Raw genomic sequence first — 19,067 nt, forward strand, 5'->3', positions numbered from 1 at the left:
ATTTATGAGCAAATTTGACGATTTGATTGCAACTTATCTGGACCAAGCCCAAAAAATCGGGGTTTCAGTTGATTCTGAGTTATTGACAAAAGTTACAAAAGGATTGGGTCCTTCGATCTATAATGCGGACTCTGCGAAGGTTTCCTGCGGCGATCAATCGGAACTTGACCGGTTGAAAGCTAATTTCCTGATCAAAAAACTTGGCCTCGCCGACAGCGCCGAACTTGATGCTGCCATTCAGTCGGTTTGTGAAACATTCGGAAGCTCAAACCGCAACAAATACCGGGCGCTGTTTTACTACCTGTTGGTTGTTAAACTTGGGCAGGAATCAGCTTACGCCTAAGAAGAATTCGACTCAAAATGCAGCAACCAGTGATTTGATTCCCTGCTACTTAGCAAGTTCTTCGGAAATAGAAATAAAAAATCCTTGCGGTAAGACCACAAGGATTTCCATTTTCTTAACCTAAACTAAATCGAATTAATACATAGACAGAACGTATTAATCGTCATTTTCTTTTGAATCTTTTGCACCTTTTTTCACCTCAGCCTGCTTCCTGATAATCTTATCATCATTTTTGAGACTTTTGGATACAATTATAAATGGTCCCGATACTATCGTTTCGCCTTCTTTGAGACCGGACAGTATCTGAATATTTTCAAAGTCGCTGATACCGGTTTTTACTTCACGTACTTTGGCCACACCTGCGCTATCCACAAAAACCACTTCCTTGATTGGCTCTTCTTTCACAGATTTTTCTTTGTCCTTCGGAGTATCCGGCTGAGTTGGGCCTTTGGGCTCATTATCGGTTTTATTGCTACGAGTGGTTACAGCAGCAATAGGAACTGACAGTACATTAGGTCTCCGATCGGTGATAATATCAACCGAGGCAGTCATGCCGGGTTTGAACGGATAAGACCGTTTGGTGCGGCTATTCATTAAGTCCTGAAATGATTCGTTCAGAATTTTTATCTTCACTTCAAACTCCGTTACTGCATCAGCTGCTGCCGAGCCCGTAGCGGATGTTAATCCGCTTGCCGTGTTGGCGATTTCGGTTACAACACCCTGAAATTTCCGACCGCTTCCGCTGTATGCATCAACGTCGATTTCGGCGGTATCGCCCAACATCACGCGTACGATGTCATTCTCGTTCACATTCACCCGTACTTCCATATTGCTCAGGTTGGCAATTCGCATGAGTTCAGTTCCGGCCATTTGGCTTGTCCCAACCACACGTTCGCCAACTTCCACATTCAGGAGGGAAATTACCCCGCTCACAGGGGCAAAAATGGTGGTTTTGCGGAGGTTTTCGGCAGCGTCGCGTAAGCCCGCCTCTGAGCTCTTGACGTTGAATTGGGCCGCAGATATATTGGCTCGGGCAGCTTCAATATCCTGCTGAGCTACCTGATAGTTCGCCCGGATTTGTTCAAAATCAGCGGCCGAAACTACTTTGTCTTCAAATAGTTTTTTGTTCCGATCGTAGTCCGCCTTGGCCCGGAGCAAACGCGATTCGGCTTGTGCCAAAGCAGCTTTTGATTGCTCCACCGAAGCCTTGCTCGAATTAACCGTTGCCTGTGCGCGGGCAAAAAGCGACTCGTAGTTATCGGGTCTGATTTTCAATAAAAGTTGTCCCTGCTTCACCGAATCGCCTTCCTCGACGTACAGAGCAGTTATTTCACCGGATACATCCGGACTCAATTTTACTTCAACTTCGGGCTGCACCCGCCCCGACGCACTCACGCGTTCGATAATGTCAGTCTTTTTGACAGTGCTGAATTCTACTTCCGTGGGCTTAGTCTGCCCCACCCATCCGGCCTGTTTGGCCACCACAAGGCCGCCGAGCAGTACCACAACCACACCCCCCACGATCCACCATATACGATTTGAAGATTTACGAGCCATATTTTAGTTTAAGGTTTACTGTTTTGGAAAAATTAATAAGTGAATGTGAGTTGATTAGTCAAGAGTTAAAGGCTTGTTCATGTAAAAATCCAGAATTTTTGTCCGCAGGACATAATCGTACTTGGTCTGAATCAGGTTGGCCCGCGCGCGGTCCAAATTAGCCTTCGAAATACTATAATCAGCGGAATTTATGGCACCCACGCCCAACCGGCTTTCGGACACGCGGAAGGCTTCTTCGAGTGCCCGCACCTGATTGGCCGTAGCGCTATACCGTTTTCCTGAGTTTGATAAATCAATGTAAGCCTGCTCTACGTTCAGGCGTATTTGCTGACTAATCAGATCGGCCTGAAATTCGGTATTTTTCTGCTGGATTTTGGCATTGGCAACCCGGTATTTCGTTTGGTAATTAGTAAAAATGGGAATTCGCAAACTCAAATTGAGCGAAGAATTTCGGTTAAAGTTCAACTGATCAAAATAGCCAAAGTGTTGCACCGAGCCGTTAGGTACGGTCACAAGTTCCACGACCGGAAAGGTAAATTCTCCCGCCTGCACAAAGCGGGTTTGCGAAGGAACGGGCGTGGTAGTTGTGCCGGTTCCATCAGCCACGAAGCGCTCGGAAGGCGCCGCGCTGGAAAATGCCGAGCTAAGTCCGCCACTTAATGACAAGCTGGGCAGCCCCTGCGATTTGGCCACTTCTACGCCCTGCTGTGCCGCCTGAATCCGAAGTTGGGCCGCCTGCATCTGCGGCAAATTTTGTATGGCTGTTTCGTATACTTCATTTACCGACGATTCATAAGCCCGTAGTGCCGGATCGGCTACGTTGAGGCGCTGCACCGTAATTTGCTCACTTGCAGGCAAATTCATCAATTGTTTGAGCGTCAATCGGGCCGATTCCAGGTTATTTTGGGCATTTACCAGCGAAAGTTCGTCGTTGGCAATCTGTGCCCGCAGATCAAACAACTGACTTTCAGCGAGTGTGCCCGCATCCACAAGCCGTTGGGTACGGTCGAGCTGCAACTGCGTGGCCTCAATCTGCCGGGTAGATACCTCAATCAACTCTTCATTGCTGAGAACCTGCACGTAGGCAAGGGCTACATTGAGCATCACGTCGTTGCGGTTGGTCGCAAAGTCTTTTTGGCTGGCCTGAAGCGTGAGGTCATTTTGCCGAATTGTATTTTGCAGCTGAAAGCCGTTGAACAGCGTCACGCTCGAATTGAGGCTATAATTGTTGAAGCTGATATTCTGCTGCACAAATTGGTTGGTAAAAGGGTCAATGTTTCGTCCGAAACTAAAACCCTGCGAGGCATTGAAACCCAAACTTGGCCAACGCTGCCATTTGGACTGAATAAGGTTGTTTTGGTCGGCGCTCACCTGCAGGGCCGACTGTTTGATCTGTAAATTGTTTTGCAGGGCAATCTGAATACATTCTTCCAGCGAAAGCTCTTCCACCTTCGGGTTGGTGGTGCTTTGGGTCGTGACCTGAGCGAGGGTAGGGGACAGAATGCTGCTGAGTGAGCAAAGCAGTAAAAAAATGGGTTTTCGTAACAAGTACATCATAGAAGCGCATGGTTTTGGTAACCAATATTACTAGATCAAAGAAAATTCAACCATCCTTTTGGGACGGGCGGTTGCATGGATTGTTAAAATGGACGTATCTGCTGATTAGTAGGGAATTTTCAGGTGCTAATATCATAAATCTTGATGTCAGCAGGAAGACCTACGAACTCGACCAGCTGACCTACCACTACCTGGGCAACCGGCTGCACCGAGTAGACGACGCCAGCGGCAGCACCGAGGGCTTTGCCAACGGCAGCAACCAGGCCAACGAAATGGCCTACGATAACAACGGCAACCTGACGCGCGACCTCAACCGGGGCTACGCCGACAACGGCCTGCTGTACAACGCCCTCAACCTGCTGCGGTATATCAACAAAGGAGGGCAGGAGCTGCGCTACACCTACGACGGCACGGGCGCCAAACACCGCCTGCAGGCCCCGGCGGGCATTACCTACTACGCGGGGGCCTTTGAGTACAAAGGCGACGGCACCCTGCTGCGCATTGGCCTGCCGGAAGGGCAGCTCATCCGCAACACCAACGGAACATACAGTTTGAATTACTACCTGAAAGACCACCTGGGGAACGTCAGAGTAGTTTTCGATGAAAGCGGCACGGTGATCCAGATGAAACCGACTACTACGCCTTTGGCCACGAAGTAAGCCGCAGCGGCAGTGATAAAAATAAGTACCTGTACAACGGCAAGGAGAAGCAACCCAACACGGGCTTTTTGGACTACGGCGCCCGGCAGTATGATGCTACGTTGGGCAGGTGGATGAGTGGGGATCCGCTGGCCGAGCAGGCGCCCGACTGGACGCCCTACCGATATGGATTTAATAATCCGCTGAAGTACACCGAACGGGCATGCTCGAATATGAGTACTCCGACGGCTATGGCACTTACAGCGCTCAGAACTCCTCCGCTTCGGTTACGCCCGGAATTGCTTATCAGATTGAAACAACAAAGGGCGATGGGAGTAAAAATACTGGAACCAATGGCCCCGGAGGAGATGGAAGAAGCAATAAGCAGCCAGGCAACTCCTACCGTGATTTAGAGCAGAACCCGCTACTACCCGTTCAGGCGATGACGGCATTGTATGAACTGACAGGCCTCGGCGCCCTCTACAATGCCGGCATACAGTGGCTTGCTACTGGGATAAAGCTAGGGCTGAAGAAAGCAGGTGTTGAATTAGCAAAAAAAGAAGGTGTAATTTTGGCGGATGATGCCGCGGGAGGCATATCCTTAACCAAACATGGGGCCGAACGATTAGCAGGGGTAGCAGCAACAAGAGGAGGAGTACTTTCTATTGAAGAAGTTAAAGCAATTAAATTATTAGTTCAAAAACCAATTATTCAGGGTGATGGAGCAAAAGTCTTCATACATGAAGTTACACCAGGGAGATTTAGTGGATTCATAGAAAATCAAAATACAGGAAAACTAATTACAACTATGAATAATTGGTCAAAAAAATCAATCAATAAAATGGGAAAAAATCATGGATGGTCAGTTGAATAATAATTCAGAAGTATTGTGTTGTTTTTGTGGAAACTATCTTTCACTAAAAGATGCATTAGTGTTAAGTATATATCCTAATATTGACAGTGAAGAAAGCCAACAACTTTTTTCACATAAAAATCATTTTATTGAAAAGATAGTTAAGTCTATTCCCTTGCATCCCGATTTTTTTGAAGATGATACTGAATAAATTTCAGGTTACCATTTTCCCCCTTCGTAGCTGGACTTCAAGCTCTTATCAGCTAGGAATTACAGTACTACCTCAAAGACCACCTGGGTAACGTCAGGGTAGTTTTCGATGAAAGCGGCACGGTGATCCAGGAAACCGACTACTACGCCTTTGGCCACGAAGTGAGCCGTAGCGGCAGTGATAAAAACAAGTACCTGTACAACGGCAAGGAGAAGCATCGGAGCGGCGCACCGCCCAACGACGGGCTTTTTGGACTATGGCGCCCGGCAGTATGATGCTACGTTGGGCAGGTGGATGAGTGTGGATCCGCTGGCATATAAAAGAGATTGGCTGAGACCATTATTGGCAACTGGGGTTGAGTTATAGTCTATACGGTTATCTCTCAGTTATGGGTAAACTTGGCCTAAGAAAACTTTTCAGTTGGGAATTTACGTTATATTTGTAATGCAGTTGAGAGGTCTGACGAATTCAGGCCGTGAGAACATGGTTTCTCCTTGACTGCCTTTTTTTATGCATTTACTTTACATTGACGAATCAGGTAGTGCCGGAGACAGGCAGCAGAAACATTTTGTGTTGGCTGGCATTTCTATTTTTGAGCGCCAAAGTTATTGGATAGCGAGTGAGCTGGACAAAATAGCCGAGCGGATAAACCCTGCCGATCCAATGTCAGTTGAGTTTCATGGGAGTCCGATTTATGGTGGAAAAAAATTCTGGAGGCAGTTTGAAAAGGAGCAACGGTTTCAGGTTCTTAAAGAAGTACTAGGTGTATTTGCCCAATCAAATATCTCAAACCGAATTTTTGTTTGCGTTTTCAATAAAGAAAAAATTTCTCCAAATGATCCAGTCGAACTCTCTTTTGAGCAAATAGCGAGTCGATTCGATCATTATCTCGCCAGGTTACATAAGAAAAACGATACCCAACGTGGCCTGATTATCTTCGATAAATCTACTTACGAAACAACCATTCAAGGTCTTGCAACCGATTTCAGAACTATCGGACATAAATGGGGCGTCCTCCGTAATTTATCTGAGGTTCCCCTTTTTCTGGACTCAAAGGCCTCTCGACTTATCCAATTAGCTGACTTAGTTGCCTATTCCGCATTCAGAAAATATGAACATGGGGATGATCAGTTTTTTTCAATCATTGAAGAAAGAATTGACCAGGTTGGTGGTGTAAAACACGGATTATGTGAGCGACTTTGATTACAATAAGGAAAAACATCGCAGCGGCCCAAGCCCCCAGGCCTTCACACCCACGCAAAAATTACCTCAAAAACCACCTGGGCAACATACCGTCCCCTCCGTGGCCTGAGTCTCCTCAGGCCCTTATCACCCCCTCCGTGGCCGAAGTCCCCTCAGGACCTTCGCACCCACCCAAAAAATACCTCAAAAATCATTTGGGCAATGCACCGCCGAGCAGTCGCTACCTGCATTATTCATTCGCTGATGTACAAATGATTGTTAGATTCATTAGATTTAACCCCTGAAAAATAGTAACCTATAATGAAAAAATGTACTTCCGCCGTCCTTGTTCTGGCTGGACTTGGGCTGTTAAATTGTGCTTCACCACCCCGACAGCAAACCTCGCTCAGCGGTCTGCTGTCAGAAACCGATAGTCTGATTGGCCGCTCTGAATATCTTCAAACTCCATTCGTCAGCGCCGGAGACCGAGTCTATATGGTGGGTGCGCAGAACGGTAGTTTTCCGGATTTGGGCTGGCACATTGAGGGCGAAATGGGTGGAATCTGGGATCATCCCATCAAATTGCTGGACGGCTTTACGGCCACTTTACACGTCGGCGACCGAGCGTACTGCCTCGATCAGGCGACGCAGTTTATAAACTACCCCTTCGCCAATAAGCTGGTTTTCCGCTTTCCCGATATCAAAGTTTGGGTAGAGCGCTTCCATTTTGTGCCCGATGGTAAAGAAGCGATTCATTTGGAATATATTATTCACAACGAGCAGCCGGAAAAACAAAATATATCGCTCGAATGGACCGCCTACACCGATTTGCGCCCCACCTGGCTGGGCGAACGCACTCAAATGATTGACGGGCCTGACCTGCCCACCTGGGACGAAGAAATGCAGGGATGGATCGCTAAAGATAGTCTGAATCCGTGGTTTGTAGCTGTAGCGGCATCGGTGATGCCCCAAAGCCATACAACAGCTCCCGCCAATTGCACGTACAGTCCGAAAGGCAAGGGTACCCGTATGGCAATGACTTATGCGCTGGAAGTGCCTGCCAACGGAATGGCTTCTCTTCCGCTAACCGTGGCGGGCTCGTATAAGTCTGAGAATGAGGTCAGACAAACGCTCGCTACGGCTGGTAAAGACGCTGCGCAGGATTTGCTGGCGAAGCAAAAACGCTACCAGGAAATAGCCCGTCAGTCGCGGCTGACGATCCCGGACAAGCAGCTACAGACGGCCTACGAATGGGTAAAATACAACACCGATTGGCTCATCCGCGATGTACCGAAACAGGGGCGAGGGCTTTCGGCGGGGCTTCCCGACTATCCGTGGTGGTTTGGTGTTGACAATACCTACACCTTGCAGGGGGCGATGGCCACCGGACGCTTTGATCTGGCAAGGCAGACGGTTGATTTAATTCAAAAATTGTCAGAAAAAGAAAATGGGAATGGACGGATTATCCACGAGGTGTCCACCAATGGTGCGGTTTTTAATCCTGGGAATGTAAACGAAACCCCGCAATTTGTCTCGTTGATTTGGACGATGTACCAATGGAACGGCGACAAAGAGTTTCTTAAAACTTATTTTCCTGCGGTTAAAAAAGGGCTGGAATGGCTGCTTGCAGAAAATGATAAGGATGGAAATCTGCTTCCCGATGGATTTGGCATGATGGAAATCCACGGGCTCAACAGCGAGATGATCGACGTGGCGGCTTACACGCAGCGGGCTTTTTCGGATGCGGCCCAAATGGCTCAACTGATGGGTGAATCCGAACTTGCCACTCGCTACGCAGCAACAGCGGCTCAATTGAAGGTAAAAATAAATCAGGATTTTTGGGTGCCCGACTACCGTTCCTACGCCGATTTTATTGGCCTTCCTCCTCAAACCTTGAAGCTCATTGACGATGCGCTGATTCGGGCCGATACGCTTAAAAAACCCTGGGCGGTAGAAGAACTGAAAGCAACGGCTGAACGGGTAAAAAAGCTGCCTGCTGCCCAAAAACAGGGATTTGTACTACACCATAATTGGGTAGTCAATACGCCCATGGAAACCGGCGTGGCCGATACCGCCAAAGCACTTGTAGCCCTTGCAACCGGTAGTCAGTTTGTGAATCCGTATGGCATGTTTGTGACGGGAATTGATCGTGACGAATCGGCTGGAAAGGATGAAAGTTCGTTTGCAAAAGGCAAAAAAGTTTTTTCCTACACGGGTGCCGTCATGACCCTGCCGACTGGTGTTCAGGCGATTGCCGAAAATAACTATGGCCGGCCTGATGAAGCGTTGGGCTACTTGAAGCGCATGACCCGCTCGTTCGGCTATGCGTTGCCCGGCTCTCTGTATGAAGTTTCGCCGGATTATGGCATGGTTACGCAGGCCTGGAATTTGTACAGCTATGCGGTACCGATTGTGCAGCAATTTTTTGGCATCAAGCCTCGAGCCGATTTAAAAACCGTTCGGATTCAACCGCAAATGCCGTCCGAATGGCCACAGGCAAGTCTTGAAAATGTGCAAATTGGAGATAATGAACTGAGTATTGATTTTTCTCGAAAAGATGCTGTTGAAAAACTCGTTATTTTCCAGACAAAACCCGACTGGAAATGCCTGATTGCGTTTCCGGCAGGAAAATTTTCAATCTGGACGTTGAATGGAAAAAGTGTAAAACCTAAGCGGGACGGAAATTTTGAACTTCTTGAAATTTCGGGAAAAGAAATGACCGTAGAAGTAAGCAAATAATTTATTCAAGAACAAAAACAAGGGGGAGATGCCGCTATCGACGTCTCCCCCCTTGTTTTTATTTAGAAACGTCAAGGTACTTATCAAACCATTTCAAATAGCGCTCAAACCGATCTTTCTGATAACTAGGTACAGAAATTCCGTGATATTGCCCGGGATAAATCACGAGCTGAGTCGGAACGCCCAACGACCGAAGCGCCTGATACATTTGCTCGGTGCCGGCGGCAGGTACATTAAAATCCTTTTCACCCACCATAAACAGCGTCGGGGTTTTGATCCGATCGGCATGTAAAAACGGGAAACCTACTTTCAGGTAGTTGTCAATATTTTTCCAGGGAAGACCCAATTCGTTTTCATTTTGTAAAATATACTGATCTACCCCATAAAAAGAAAGCTGCATGGAAACGCCGGCGCCACTCGCAGCGGCTTTGAAACGGGTATCGGTAGCGATTGTGGCATTGGTTAAAATGCCGCCGTAACTCCACCCGCCAATACCCAACCGCTCAGGATCAGCGATGCCTTCTTTGACCAGATAATCAACCGCTCCCAGCAAATCCACGACTTCCAGATTGCCCCAATCCGCATAAATACTCCTGGTAAATTCGGCTCCCCGGCCATTGCTGCCCCGGTAATTGACGGCCGCTACGGCGTAGCCACCTGCTGCCAGCATCTGCCTTTCAAGGTCAAAGCCCCAATCGTCCTGTGCTACCGGTCCTCCATGTATGAACACAAGTAAGGGAAGATTTTTGCCGGAAGCATTGCCCGGCGGACGAAAGAGCAGCCCCGAAACCTTGGTACCATCTTTGCTCGTGGATGTAAAACCTTCGGGTGCAGCAATGGCAAGAGGTGCCATAAATGAATCCTGATGCATAGTCAGGCGTCGGGTAGCCCCTTTTTCGAGCGCGTAAAGTTCGGCAGGCAGCGTGGGAGTGCTCAGAATGGTGAGCCACTCGCCATTAGGATGTTTTTTTAACTCCGTAAAGGCCTTCTCGCCATCAGCCACGCGGCTGCTTTTGCCGGTGGAAGCATCAAAACGGGCCACATAACTTTGGCGATCGTCGTCAACCAGTCCATAGACACTTTTACCATCTGCCGACCAGCGAATCGTGCTGACATCGCGGTCGAGGGATTGTGACAAAACCTTGGGCGATCCTCCCTGAGCGGGCACAACGGCCAATTGGGACTGATCGTACATGCTATACGTTTCGGACGACGAGCGTAGATAGGCAATCGTCTTGCCGTCGGGGCTCCACCGTGGCGACGAGTCGCTGCCTTGCCAGGTGGTCAGCTGTCGGGCGGGAGCGGCAGGTTTGGCTTCCATGACCCAAATATCGGTATTGGTGTTGCGGTCGGGCTCGGGTGTGCGGTTGCTGACAAACGCCAGAAAACGACCATCCGGCGACCACACGGGCGATGATTCGTTATAGTCTCCCTTCGTCAGGGTGTCAATTTTGTTCGTGGCCAGCGTATAGACATAGAGATGGGTAGTTTCGCCAATGAGGTAACCTTCAATATCCTGCTTAAACTTAAACCGATCTGTAACAATGGGGTCTTTGGTTTTTTTATTGGTAGAAGTATCTGCCAAAGTCTTAATAGCCAGGGCAATCTGCTTACCATCCGGCGACCACGCATAGTCTTCCAGCGAGTGTTTCAGGCTTGTTATTTTTTTGGCTTCACCGCCCCGCCGATCCATCAGCCACAGCTGTGCCTGATCCAGGCCGCCACGGGAAGAAATGAAGGAAAGGTACTTGCCGTCAGGGCTCCATTCGGGCGACGATTCATTGTCGGGCGTGTGCGTAAGTTGCAGGGATTCTTTTCCGTCCCAACTCACCATCCACAGGTCTTTTTTTCGTTTGTTGGCGGCTGAATCTGCCGAGGAAAGCACGTAAGCCACCCAGCCACCATCGGGCGACACTTTGGGTTCAGATACTGATTTCAGGCGGTAGACATCCGAGGGTTTCAGCGGACGTTTGGCCGAAGACTGCGCCAGCAGCGTACCAGCCGCAAGGCAAGTAAGCAGAAGGGAGTTTAGTAGTATTTTGCTCATAAAGTTTATTTTTATAAGTAGTTGGGAAAGAGGATAGTACGCCAATAAAATAACTTTAATGATTGCTTACGAAAAAATCAACCCAAGACCAACCAATACTACAAATAGCAGCGTAGAAAGCGCCATTTGTTTCAGGTAAGGATCCAGTTCAGCGGCTTTTTTCAGGCGGGAAACTGCCAGTCCATTTCGGATAAATAAAGGAAAACTTAGGAGAAATAGCAACTGCATACCGTGGGAATAGTGAAGTAACGTGTACAGCAGCATGCAGCCCATGCCCGCCACCAGAATAATCCAGTGATAGACAATCGCACGCTCGCGCCCCAGCCGTACCGGAATGGAGTTTTTGCCCGTAGCCCGGTCAGAATCAATATCCCGAATATTATTAATATTCAAAACCGCAACCGCAAATAAGCCGCAACTCGTGGCCGGTAGAAGCAAATTCCAGTTCCACACCAGCGCGTGTAAATAATATGTACCTAAAACACCTACCCAACCAAAAAAAATCAGTACCGACAAATCGCCCAAACCAACGTAGCCATAGGGGCGTTTTCCGGCGGTGTAGGTTATGGCCGCGGCGATGCAGGCAAGTCCCAAAGCCAGGAACGTCCAGAAAACCGAAGCCGGGGCATTTTTTAGGGAAACGTAAAGCAAAGCTATTCCCGAAACCAATGACAAAACGGAAAACACAACGACAGCCCTGCGCATAGTAGCCGCCGGAATCAGCCCCGCCTGCACGGCCCGTCGGGGGCCTTCGCGCAGATCACTGTCTTTGCCGCTCACGGCATCGCCATAGTCGTTGGCAAAATTGGACAAAACCTGCAGAAAAATGGTGGTGAGTACACACAGACCCGCCACAAGTCCATTGAAATTGTTAGTGGAATAGGCCAGAAAACTGCCCATGAGAATACAGGACAAGGCAAGCGGTAAAGTGCGCGGCCGGGCCGCTTCAATCCAGGCATTCATGGGAAGGTCACGTATGAAAAGGGCCTGTATCGTGGATACAGACCCGGTTTTATAATTAATTTTATAATCCGACAGCTTTTTTAAATTCAGCATCCGAGGGTTTTACACCGGAAGCAAAAAAGTGGGTGAGCTGTCCCTGTTCATTTACTACATATTTACAAAAATTCCAGGTAGGTGCTTTATCATTCCAGCCGTTTAGCTCTTTGGTCGACAGCCATTTGTAAAGAGGGTGCTGCAATTTGCCGACAACTTCTACTTTGTCAAACATCTGAAAGGTAACTCCGTAATTTTTTTGGCAAAAAGTGGCAATTTCCTCTTCTGAACCTGGCTCCTGTCCACCAAAATTATTGGCCGGAAAGCCCAGAACGACAATGTCCTTACCATATTTTTCATGAAAAGCCTGCCAATCGGCATATTGTGGGGTATAGCCACATTTGGAAGCTACATTGAGCAAAATTACCTTTTTGCCTTTATACCGGGCAAGGTCAATGGTTTCATCACCAATTAGTGATTTAACCTTAAAATCGTAGAGTGAGCCCGCAGCGGCAGGTTCGTTGGCGGGGCGGGTGGCGGTTTCTTTTTTGTCGGCAAAAAGGCCCGACAGCAAGGTTGTAAGCATAAAAACAAGCGAAACGTTTAAAAAGCTCATAAAGAATAAGGCTTTGAGTACAAAATTGAACAGGAACTCAGGTGTTCGCCGGAATTACATTTTTTCGGGAACATCTATGCCTAATAACCCCATGGCGTGACGGATTGTTTTTGCCACCGCTGCCGACAACGCCACCCGAAACTGTACTGCCTGCGGATCAGGATCAGCGAAGATGGAAAGTTCGGCGTAAAATTGATTGTAAAGTTTGGCTAACTCGAAAGCATACAGGGAAATAAGCGCCGGGGAAAACTCATCACTCGCCGATTGAATTCGTGCCGGATACTGTGACAGATAAAAAACCACTTCCGCTTCTGTACTATGTACTGCAAAACCCTCCGCCGGAACCGCCGCCACTACGCCGTTGCTTTCGGCCTTGCGCAAAATGGAGCAAAGCCGGGCGTGCGTGTACTGAATGAATGGGCCAGTATGTCCTTGAAAATCAATGGATTCTTCGGGGTTAAACAGCATTCGTTTTTTGGGATCGACTTTAAGCAAAAAGTACTTCAAGGCTCCCAAGGCCAGCATGTGGTAGAGTTTTCGGGCTTCGTCTCCGGCAAAATCTTCAATTTTGCCCAATTCTCGGGTGCGGTTTTCGGCGGTTTGGGCCATTTGTAAAATCAAGTCGTCGGCATCCACGACCGTACCTTCCCGCGACTTCATCTTGCCCGACGGCAAATCCACCATGCCGTAGCTCAGGTGAAAACACTCCTGCGCATAGGGGCGGCCGAGTCGCTTCAAAATGGCGAAAAGGACATTGAAATGGTAGTCCTGTTCGTTGCCAACTACCCACATGTAGCGGTCGTTGTGGTAGTCTCCGTATTTGAGTTCGGTAGTTCCCAAATCCTGCGTGATATATACCGAGGTGCCATTTCCCCGAAGCACGAGCTTGTGATCCAGGCCTTCTTCGGTCAGGTCAATCCAGACAGACTGATCTTCTTTTTGATAAAAAACACCTTTTTTCAGACCTTCTTCTATAATATCTTTTCCTAACAGGTAGGTGTTTGATTCGTAGTAGGTTTTGTCAAATGAGATGCCCATTTTGTCGTAGGTTTGCTGAAAACCTTCGTACACCCAGCCATTCATTTTTTTCCAGAGCGTTACCGTTTCCTCGTCGCCATTTTCCCATTTAATCAGCAAATCCTGAGCTTCCAGAATCCACGGTGCCTGCTTGGCGGCGGCGTCTTCCGTCATTCCTTCGGCCACGAGAGCCGCTATTTGCCGCTTATATTCTTTATCAAATTCCACATAATATTTTCCGGCCAGGTGATCGCCTTTCAGCCCCGACGATTCGGGAGTTTCGCCTTGTCCGAGTTTCTGATAGGCCAGCATCGACTTGCAGATATGAATGCCGCGGTCGTTGACAAGGCAGGTTTTGACCACCTCATAGCCGTTGGCTTTTAAAATGCGCGCCACCGAGTCGCCCAGGCAGTTGTTGCGTAAGTGCCCGAGGTGCAGGGGTTTATTGGTATTGGGAGAAGAGAATTCTACCATGACCGATTGCCCGTTGGCCGGCTGATTGCCAAAAGACGAATCAGCCACGATGTCTTGCAGCACTTGCAGCCACGCACTGCTTTTCAGACTCAGATTCAGAAAACCCTGTACCACATTGAAGCCACTTACAAGCGAAGAATTCCCGACAAGGTACTCGCCAATCTGCTGCCCGATTTGCTGCGGGGCGCGGCGGAGGGCTTTGGTAAGCGCAAATGTTACAAACGTATAGGTTCCCTCAAATTCTTTTTTAGTTGGTTGCAAAACCAGGTCATCAATGGTAGTTTCAAAACAGGCCTGAATAGCGCTGTGAATATCCTGTTTAAGGGTCGTTTCGATGGTTGACTGCATATCAGAAGAGTAAACTTTGGATGAGCGCCATGCGCAAAAGGCAAAGGTGCCCCGCTGCAAGCCGCATTCGATTTGCAAAATTAGGGCAAAAAACTTACCCTGCCTTACCTTCCTGCAACCTTATTCGTAAATTAGCGTTTAAGTGTAAACGAAATAAAGCTATCTTACCCCAGGTAAAATACAACTCGTTTCAACGTCTTGACGTACCCCCGGAATCAGAAAATCATGATAAAAAGAAAAAATATACTCCCACAAAAGGTGCGCATGTGGCTCCTTTCGTTACTGATACTGTCGCAAACCCTGGCTTTTGCGCAGCTCGAACAGACAACCCGAATTGAGATTCCGACCCGCGAAATGTCCAACGAGCAGTTTGATGTTTTTTCACTCGGGGATCAGGGCGCCCTGATGGTCATTCGGCGAAACGACTACCTTGGTACTCGCAACGAGCAATGGGTTTTTACTAAATTTAATACAGACCTGAATGTAAGCTGGACGCAGGAGTATAAAATGGATTTTAGGTACATTCCTATAATGTCGTACCAAAATCCCTACTACGCCTATTGGCTGTTTGCTGAGCCGGATACGGATCATTTCCTGTTTTTGCAGCTGGATTTGGAAAGAGGATTAATCGATATTCATCGGGGAGATTTACTCGCAAATGTCAGCGTAAACCAATTTAAAGTCATTGGCAGCAAGGCGTTGGTATCGGGCTACTACCGAAACCGCCCGGTGGTGATTGTCCATTCGTTTTTTGATCATACTACCCGCGTACTTCCCGGACTTTTTGAGCGAAATATGGAGATTAACAACATTGATGTTAATGAGCAGGAAGGATTGATCAATGTAATTACGTATTCTATTCGTAAAAAAGAATGTCTTTTTACAATCAAAACGTATAATTATGAGGGGAAGCCACTCAAAAGTACGGTTTTGAAAGATCCTCAAAACAGCCTGATTTCCGGGCAGATTGTGCCGCTCAATGCGGATGATTCCTACCTGATCGGAAACTATTCGGTGGGCTGTACGCCATTTTCCCAGGGTTTGTATGTCACACATATCGACGATAATATTCCGGAAACACCACAGTTTATTGAATTTTCTGAACTGCAAAATTTCTTTAACTATATGAAGCCCAAACGCCGTCAGCGCATGCTCGACCGTATCGGAAAGCGGAAGTCTCTGGGTAAAGAAAATAAGTTTCGCTACCGCCTGCTCGTGCACGATTTGATTCAAAAAGATGACGAAATTATTCTGGTAGCTGAGGTGTATTATCCCAATTACAAAACCAATAGTCCGGCTACTTTTAATGGACTCAGCCGTCAATACATGCGTTCAATGGACGGATTTAGGTATACTCACGCCATTGTGTGCGGGTTTGATCGTCAGGGAAATTTCCTTTGGGACAACTGCATTGCCATCAAGGATCTTACAAGTTATGAATTGCGGGAAATGGTTCAGCTGACCCCGATTGATAATTATTTTTTGCTGGCTTATCCGCAGGACGGCGACATTCATACAGAGGTGATTCGTCGGGAGAAGGTGGTGGTGGCACGTGAGAAATACGAGATTGAAGCCCGTTCTGAAAATGAAAAAGTACTGCTCAACGAAAATGCCACGCTTGCGGCCTGGTATGACCGATATTTTTTGGCTTATGGGATTCAGCGGGTGGGACTAGGCAAAAACCCTCTTCCGGGCAGCGCTCAGCGGGAAGTTTTTTACATCAATAAGTTTACGTATAATGTGGATGAAAACGGCGAACCAAAGGAAACCAAAGAAGCTTCTAGGAAAAAAAGCGACGGATCAAAAAGATGATCAGATTTAGTAGCAGACTGAAAAGCACGAGAGTGGTGATCGGGAAATAAAGTCGGAAATTTTCTTTTTCAACGCGAATGTCACCCGGCAGTTTTCCGATCCAGTCCAGTTTATCATGTAGAAAATAAACGAGTATTCCCAGGAGCATCACCACGATGCCCGCGAGTATTAAATATCTTCCGGCAGATTGATTCATAAGGAGTTGTTCCTAAATCATTTTAAGAAGAAAGTTTCTTATCGGCGCTGTTCGTTTACCCAGTTCTTTTTCAAATCTTCCAGATCCTGATCAGAGAAAAGATATACTGTTCTCAAAACCTGAATCGCCTGATTCAGACGAGCCGTTTCTGCGGTTTTGTCGCTCAGGATTTCGTATACGGTAGGTGATCCTTGTGGCGGGAAACGCAATAACGTGAGAACTTCATCCAGGCGAGCCTCCGACAAAACTTTGTTTGGAATCGTTCGAAGGCCGAGCATCCAGCCAATGCTTCGGCTCTGCATATGCAAGGCTTCTGCCTGTACAGAGACAGTAGGTTGAGGGGTGTTGATCAGGGTTATGGTGCGCTGACAAGCCTGAATTGCTGCTGCGGCATGTAGCTTTTCCCACGCAGTAAGAATTTCCGAAAATGCCTGATCGCGCTGCGGCTGATATGCGGCACCGGCCTTGTAGGCGGCTTGCAAACGGATAAACTGCGTCTTGATTTGATCGTACGGCCCGGTTCCGTCGTTCCTGTCGGTTTGAGCGGCCACTGCCGCCGCCGCCCGGTCGGGCTGCGAATGAAGCGTGGGGTTGTCGCTTGAAGGAAAAGCAGGATTTGCCCCAAAAATCGCCAATAGGCGATCCACCGTAGCGGGATTGTTAATGTTTGGATTCTGAATGTATAAGTTCAGACCGTAGTTGTATAATGTAGCTCCAAACAAAGCCTTTTCGATGAGTTCTGCGGGTTCAATACCCTGTTCATCAAAAAGATAGCTGCCGAGAACTCCGCCCGTACCGCTGACGGGTGGGCCGGGTACGTACGTTTGTGCAGACGCTCGGCTAAGTTTGTTGAAATACCCATCGGTTCCTTCCAAAAATTCCTGCATGTAGGTGGAGGTCGCATTTTTTACGGTCGGATTATTGGTTCCGTAGGCAAGTACAAGGTCCCGGCTATTGATCGGAGCTCCGGTATTTCCTGTCCGCATGACGGCGCTCAGGTTGCTGAGGTTTTCCAGTAGCGCTCTTTCCTGTACAGAATACTGTTGAAAGGTAGCACCCTCATAGCTCGTCGGTATGCTGAGTTCGGGAGGGGGTGTTTCTTTGTTGGAACATGAGATTATAACTGAACCAAAAAGTCCACAAAGGGCAAAAATCAAAATAGGAGTAACACGCATGAATGATGTTCAGTTAGTTTGGCAATAGAACGTAGGCTTGCTTTCAAAAACTTTCTGAAAGCATATCTTAATCTACCAGCCAAATTCGGTCGGCCTCAAAGCCCTGCTCTTTCCATTCTACCAAAACCCGCTGACTATCGAGTGTGTTTACTTTCATGCCTACATAGTCAGGTTCTATGGGCAAATCGCGGTTGTAGCGGCGGTCAATCAGGACAAGCAACTCCACGCGCCCTGGGCGGCCAAAAGCCGTCATCGCGTCCAAAGCGGCACGTACCATACGCCCGGTAGCTACTACATCGTCGATCAGAATAACATGTTTGGTTTCTACCAAAAAAGGTACCTGCGTTTTGTTTGGCAGGATGGGTGAATCACGCCGCCGAAAATCGTCACGATAAAAAGTAGCATCAAGATGACCTAAGGGCACTTGAAACCCGGTGCGTTCGCGGAGCTCGGCAGCTACACGCTCGGCAAGGTGAATGCCGCGCGGCTGTAACCCCAAAATAACGGAATTGGTAAAGTCCTGATGATTTTCAATCAGTTGCTGACACAACCGACTGACCATAATTTCTAAAAGTGGACTGCTGAGAATGAGTCGTTTTTGAGCCATTTGAATATTTCACGACATTTGTGGCTTAAAGTAAGGTCTTAACAACGAATTTTCTAAACTTTTTATGAAATACCTCATCGCCGGTCTTGGAAATATTGGCCCCGAATATGCCCTCACACGCCACAACATAGGCTTCATGACGCTCGATCGCCTGGCAGCACAGCACGATTTCCGGTTCTCCTTTGAGCGTTTGGCCTACACCGCCGAATGGAAGCACAAAGGACGGCAGATTCACTTTATAAAGCCAACTACCTACATGAACCTCAGCGGTAAAGCCATTCGCTACTATATGGATACGCTGAAAATTCCGATTGAAAACGTGCTGGTAATTGTCGATGAACTCCAATTGGACTTCGGAACGCTGCGACTGAAACCCAAAGGCTCGCACGGAGGACATAATGGCCTAAGGAATATTGAAGAAATTCTGGGCACCCAAACCTACGCCCGCCTGCGCTTCGGAATTGGCAGTGATTTTCCGCGGGGACGGCAGGTAGAATACGTACTTAAAGCATTTACCGACAGAGAGATGGACGAACTTCCCGTGTTTTTGGACCGGGCAGGAGATATAACGCTCTCATTTTGCACGTCGGGCGTTCAGCAAACCATGAATATTTTCAATCAATGATTGTATTAAATAAAGAATTTTAATCTATTGTTCCGGTAGAATAAAACTGTATCGCATACAAGTGGATATAAAAT

The 19,067-nt window shown here is 47.8% G+C and carries 19 protein-coding genes; 10 read left to right on the forward strand and 9 right to left on the reverse strand.

Going from position 1 to position 19,067, the window contains the following annotated elements:
• Positions 1 to 4 precede the first annotated feature (4 nt).
• A complete protein-coding gene (locus EZE20_RS03405) occupies positions 5 to 343 on the forward strand; it encodes a DUF2853 family protein (protein ID WP_132114516.1) in 339 nt (112 codons plus the stop codon).
• A gap of 156 nt (positions 344 to 499) precedes the next feature.
• On the opposite strand, the gene EZE20_RS03410 is transcribed toward EZE20_RS03405, so the two are convergent.
• Together EZE20_RS03410 and EZE20_RS03415 are read right to left on the reverse strand one after the other, a co-directional pair.
• On the reverse strand, positions 500 to 1,900 hold the full coding sequence (locus EZE20_RS03410) for an efflux RND transporter periplasmic adaptor subunit (protein ID WP_132114518.1): 1,401 nt from the start codon (positions 1,898 to 1,900) through the stop codon (positions 500 to 502).
• Positions 1,901 to 1,954: 54 nt separating this feature from the next.
• A complete protein-coding gene (locus EZE20_RS03415) occupies positions 1,955 to 3,457 on the reverse strand; it encodes a TolC family protein (protein ID WP_228713510.1) in 1,503 nt (500 codons plus the stop codon).
• An 8-nt stretch (positions 3,458 to 3,465) separates the two neighbouring features.
• On the opposite strand from EZE20_RS03415, the gene EZE20_RS03420 reads away from it, so the two are divergent.
• From EZE20_RS03420 to EZE20_RS03445, 7 genes are all read left to right on the forward strand, one after another.
• A complete protein-coding gene (locus EZE20_RS03420) occupies positions 3,466 to 4,116 on the forward strand; it encodes a hypothetical protein (protein ID WP_132114520.1) in 651 nt (216 codons plus the stop codon).
• A gap of 29 nt (positions 4,117 to 4,145) precedes the next feature.
• On the forward strand, positions 4,146 to 4,508 hold the full coding sequence (locus tag EZE20_RS03425; protein ID WP_228713545.1) for an RHS repeat domain-containing protein: 363 nt from the start codon (positions 4,146 to 4,148) through the stop codon (positions 4,506 to 4,508).
• A gap of 29 nt (positions 4,509 to 4,537) precedes the next feature.
• A complete protein-coding gene (locus tag EZE20_RS03430; RefSeq protein ID WP_132114524.1) occupies positions 4,538 to 4,969 on the forward strand; it encodes a hypothetical protein in 432 nt (143 codons plus the stop codon).
• Positions 4,950 to 5,159: a hypothetical protein gene (locus EZE20_RS03435; protein ID WP_132114526.1), complete on the forward strand. Its 210-nt coding sequence runs from the start codon at positions 4,950 to 4,952 to the stop codon at positions 5,157 to 5,159. Before EZE20_RS03430 ends, EZE20_RS03435 begins: the two co-directional genes overlap by 20 nt.
• Before the next feature lie 122 nt (positions 5,160 to 5,281).
• Positions 5,282 to 5,434, forward strand: a complete 153-nt coding sequence (locus EZE20_RS23945; protein WP_165933399.1) for a hypothetical protein — start codon at positions 5,282 to 5,284, stop codon at positions 5,432 to 5,434.
• Positions 5,435 to 5,669: 235 nt separating this feature from the next.
• On the forward strand, positions 5,670 to 6,362 hold the full coding sequence (locus EZE20_RS03440; protein ID WP_132114528.1) for a DUF3800 domain-containing protein: 693 nt from the start codon (positions 5,670 to 5,672) through the stop codon (positions 6,360 to 6,362).
• A gap of 300 nt (positions 6,363 to 6,662) precedes the next feature.
• Entirely contained in the window at positions 6,663 to 9,080 is a 2,418-nt protein-coding gene (locus tag EZE20_RS03445; protein ID WP_132114530.1) for an alpha-L-rhamnosidase-related protein, read from the forward strand.
• A gap of 58 nt (positions 9,081 to 9,138) precedes the next feature.
• Here EZE20_RS03445 and EZE20_RS03450 read toward each other — a convergent pair whose 3' ends face one another.
• From EZE20_RS03450 to argS, 4 genes are all read right to left on the reverse strand, one after another.
• A complete protein-coding gene (locus EZE20_RS03450; RefSeq protein WP_132114532.1) occupies positions 9,139 to 11,127 on the reverse strand; it encodes a S9 family peptidase in 1,989 nt (662 codons plus the stop codon).
• 66 nt (positions 11,128 to 11,193) lie between these two features.
• Positions 11,194 to 12,090 (reverse strand): 1,4-dihydroxy-2-naphthoate polyprenyltransferase, encoded by an 897-nt coding sequence (locus tag EZE20_RS03455; protein WP_132114534.1) that lies wholly within the window; start codon positions 12,088 to 12,090, stop codon positions 11,194 to 11,196.
• A 61-nt stretch (positions 12,091 to 12,151) separates the two neighbouring features.
• Positions 12,152 to 12,739: a glutathione peroxidase gene (locus tag EZE20_RS03460; protein ID WP_132114536.1), complete on the reverse strand. Its 588-nt coding sequence runs from the start codon at positions 12,737 to 12,739 to the stop codon at positions 12,152 to 12,154.
• 54 nt (positions 12,740 to 12,793) lie between these two features.
• Positions 12,794 to 14,578 carry an arginine--tRNA ligase gene (argS, locus tag EZE20_RS03465; RefSeq protein WP_132115089.1) on the reverse strand — a complete coding sequence of 595 codons (1,785 nt, stop codon included), beginning with the start codon at positions 14,576 to 14,578 and terminating at the stop codon, positions 12,794 to 12,796.
• A 225-nt stretch (positions 14,579 to 14,803) separates the two neighbouring features.
• Between argS and EZE20_RS03470 the strand changes: the two genes are divergently transcribed.
• The gene (locus EZE20_RS03470; protein ID WP_228713511.1) at positions 14,804 to 16,390 is read left to right on the forward strand and encodes a hypothetical protein; all 1,587 of its coding nucleotides are present in this window, start codon (positions 14,804 to 14,806) and stop codon (positions 16,388 to 16,390) included.
• On the opposite strand, the gene EZE20_RS03475 is transcribed toward EZE20_RS03470, so the two are convergent.
• From EZE20_RS03475 to pyrR, 3 genes are all read right to left on the reverse strand, one after another.
• Positions 16,359 to 16,586, reverse strand: a complete 228-nt coding sequence (locus EZE20_RS03475; protein ID WP_132114538.1) for a DUF2905 domain-containing protein — start codon at positions 16,584 to 16,586, stop codon at positions 16,359 to 16,361. The two genes, EZE20_RS03470 and EZE20_RS03475, sit on opposite strands and share 32 nt — an antisense overlap.
• Positions 16,587 to 16,624: 38 nt before the next feature.
• On the reverse strand, positions 16,625 to 17,761 hold the full coding sequence (locus EZE20_RS03480; RefSeq protein ID WP_132114540.1) for a hypothetical protein: 1,137 nt from the start codon (positions 17,759 to 17,761) through the stop codon (positions 16,625 to 16,627).
• Between the two features lie 67 nt (positions 17,762 to 17,828).
• Complete coding sequence (pyrR, locus tag EZE20_RS03485; protein ID WP_132114542.1) at positions 17,829 to 18,368, reverse strand: bifunctional pyr operon transcriptional regulator/uracil phosphoribosyltransferase PyrR; 540 nt, start codon at positions 18,366 to 18,368, stop codon at positions 17,829 to 17,831.
• A gap of 64 nt (positions 18,369 to 18,432) precedes the next feature.
• Between pyrR and pth the strand changes: the two genes are divergently transcribed.
• Positions 18,433 to 18,993 (forward strand): aminoacyl-tRNA hydrolase, encoded by a 561-nt coding sequence (gene pth / locus EZE20_RS03490; RefSeq protein WP_132114544.1) that lies wholly within the window; start codon positions 18,433 to 18,435, stop codon positions 18,991 to 18,993.
• Positions 18,994 to 19,067: the final 74 nt, after the last annotated feature.

The sequence above is a fragment of the Arundinibacter roseus genome, from assembly GCF_004348825.1.
Taxonomy (GTDB): domain Bacteria; phylum Bacteroidota; class Bacteroidia; order Cytophagales; family Spirosomataceae; genus Arundinibacter; species Arundinibacter roseus.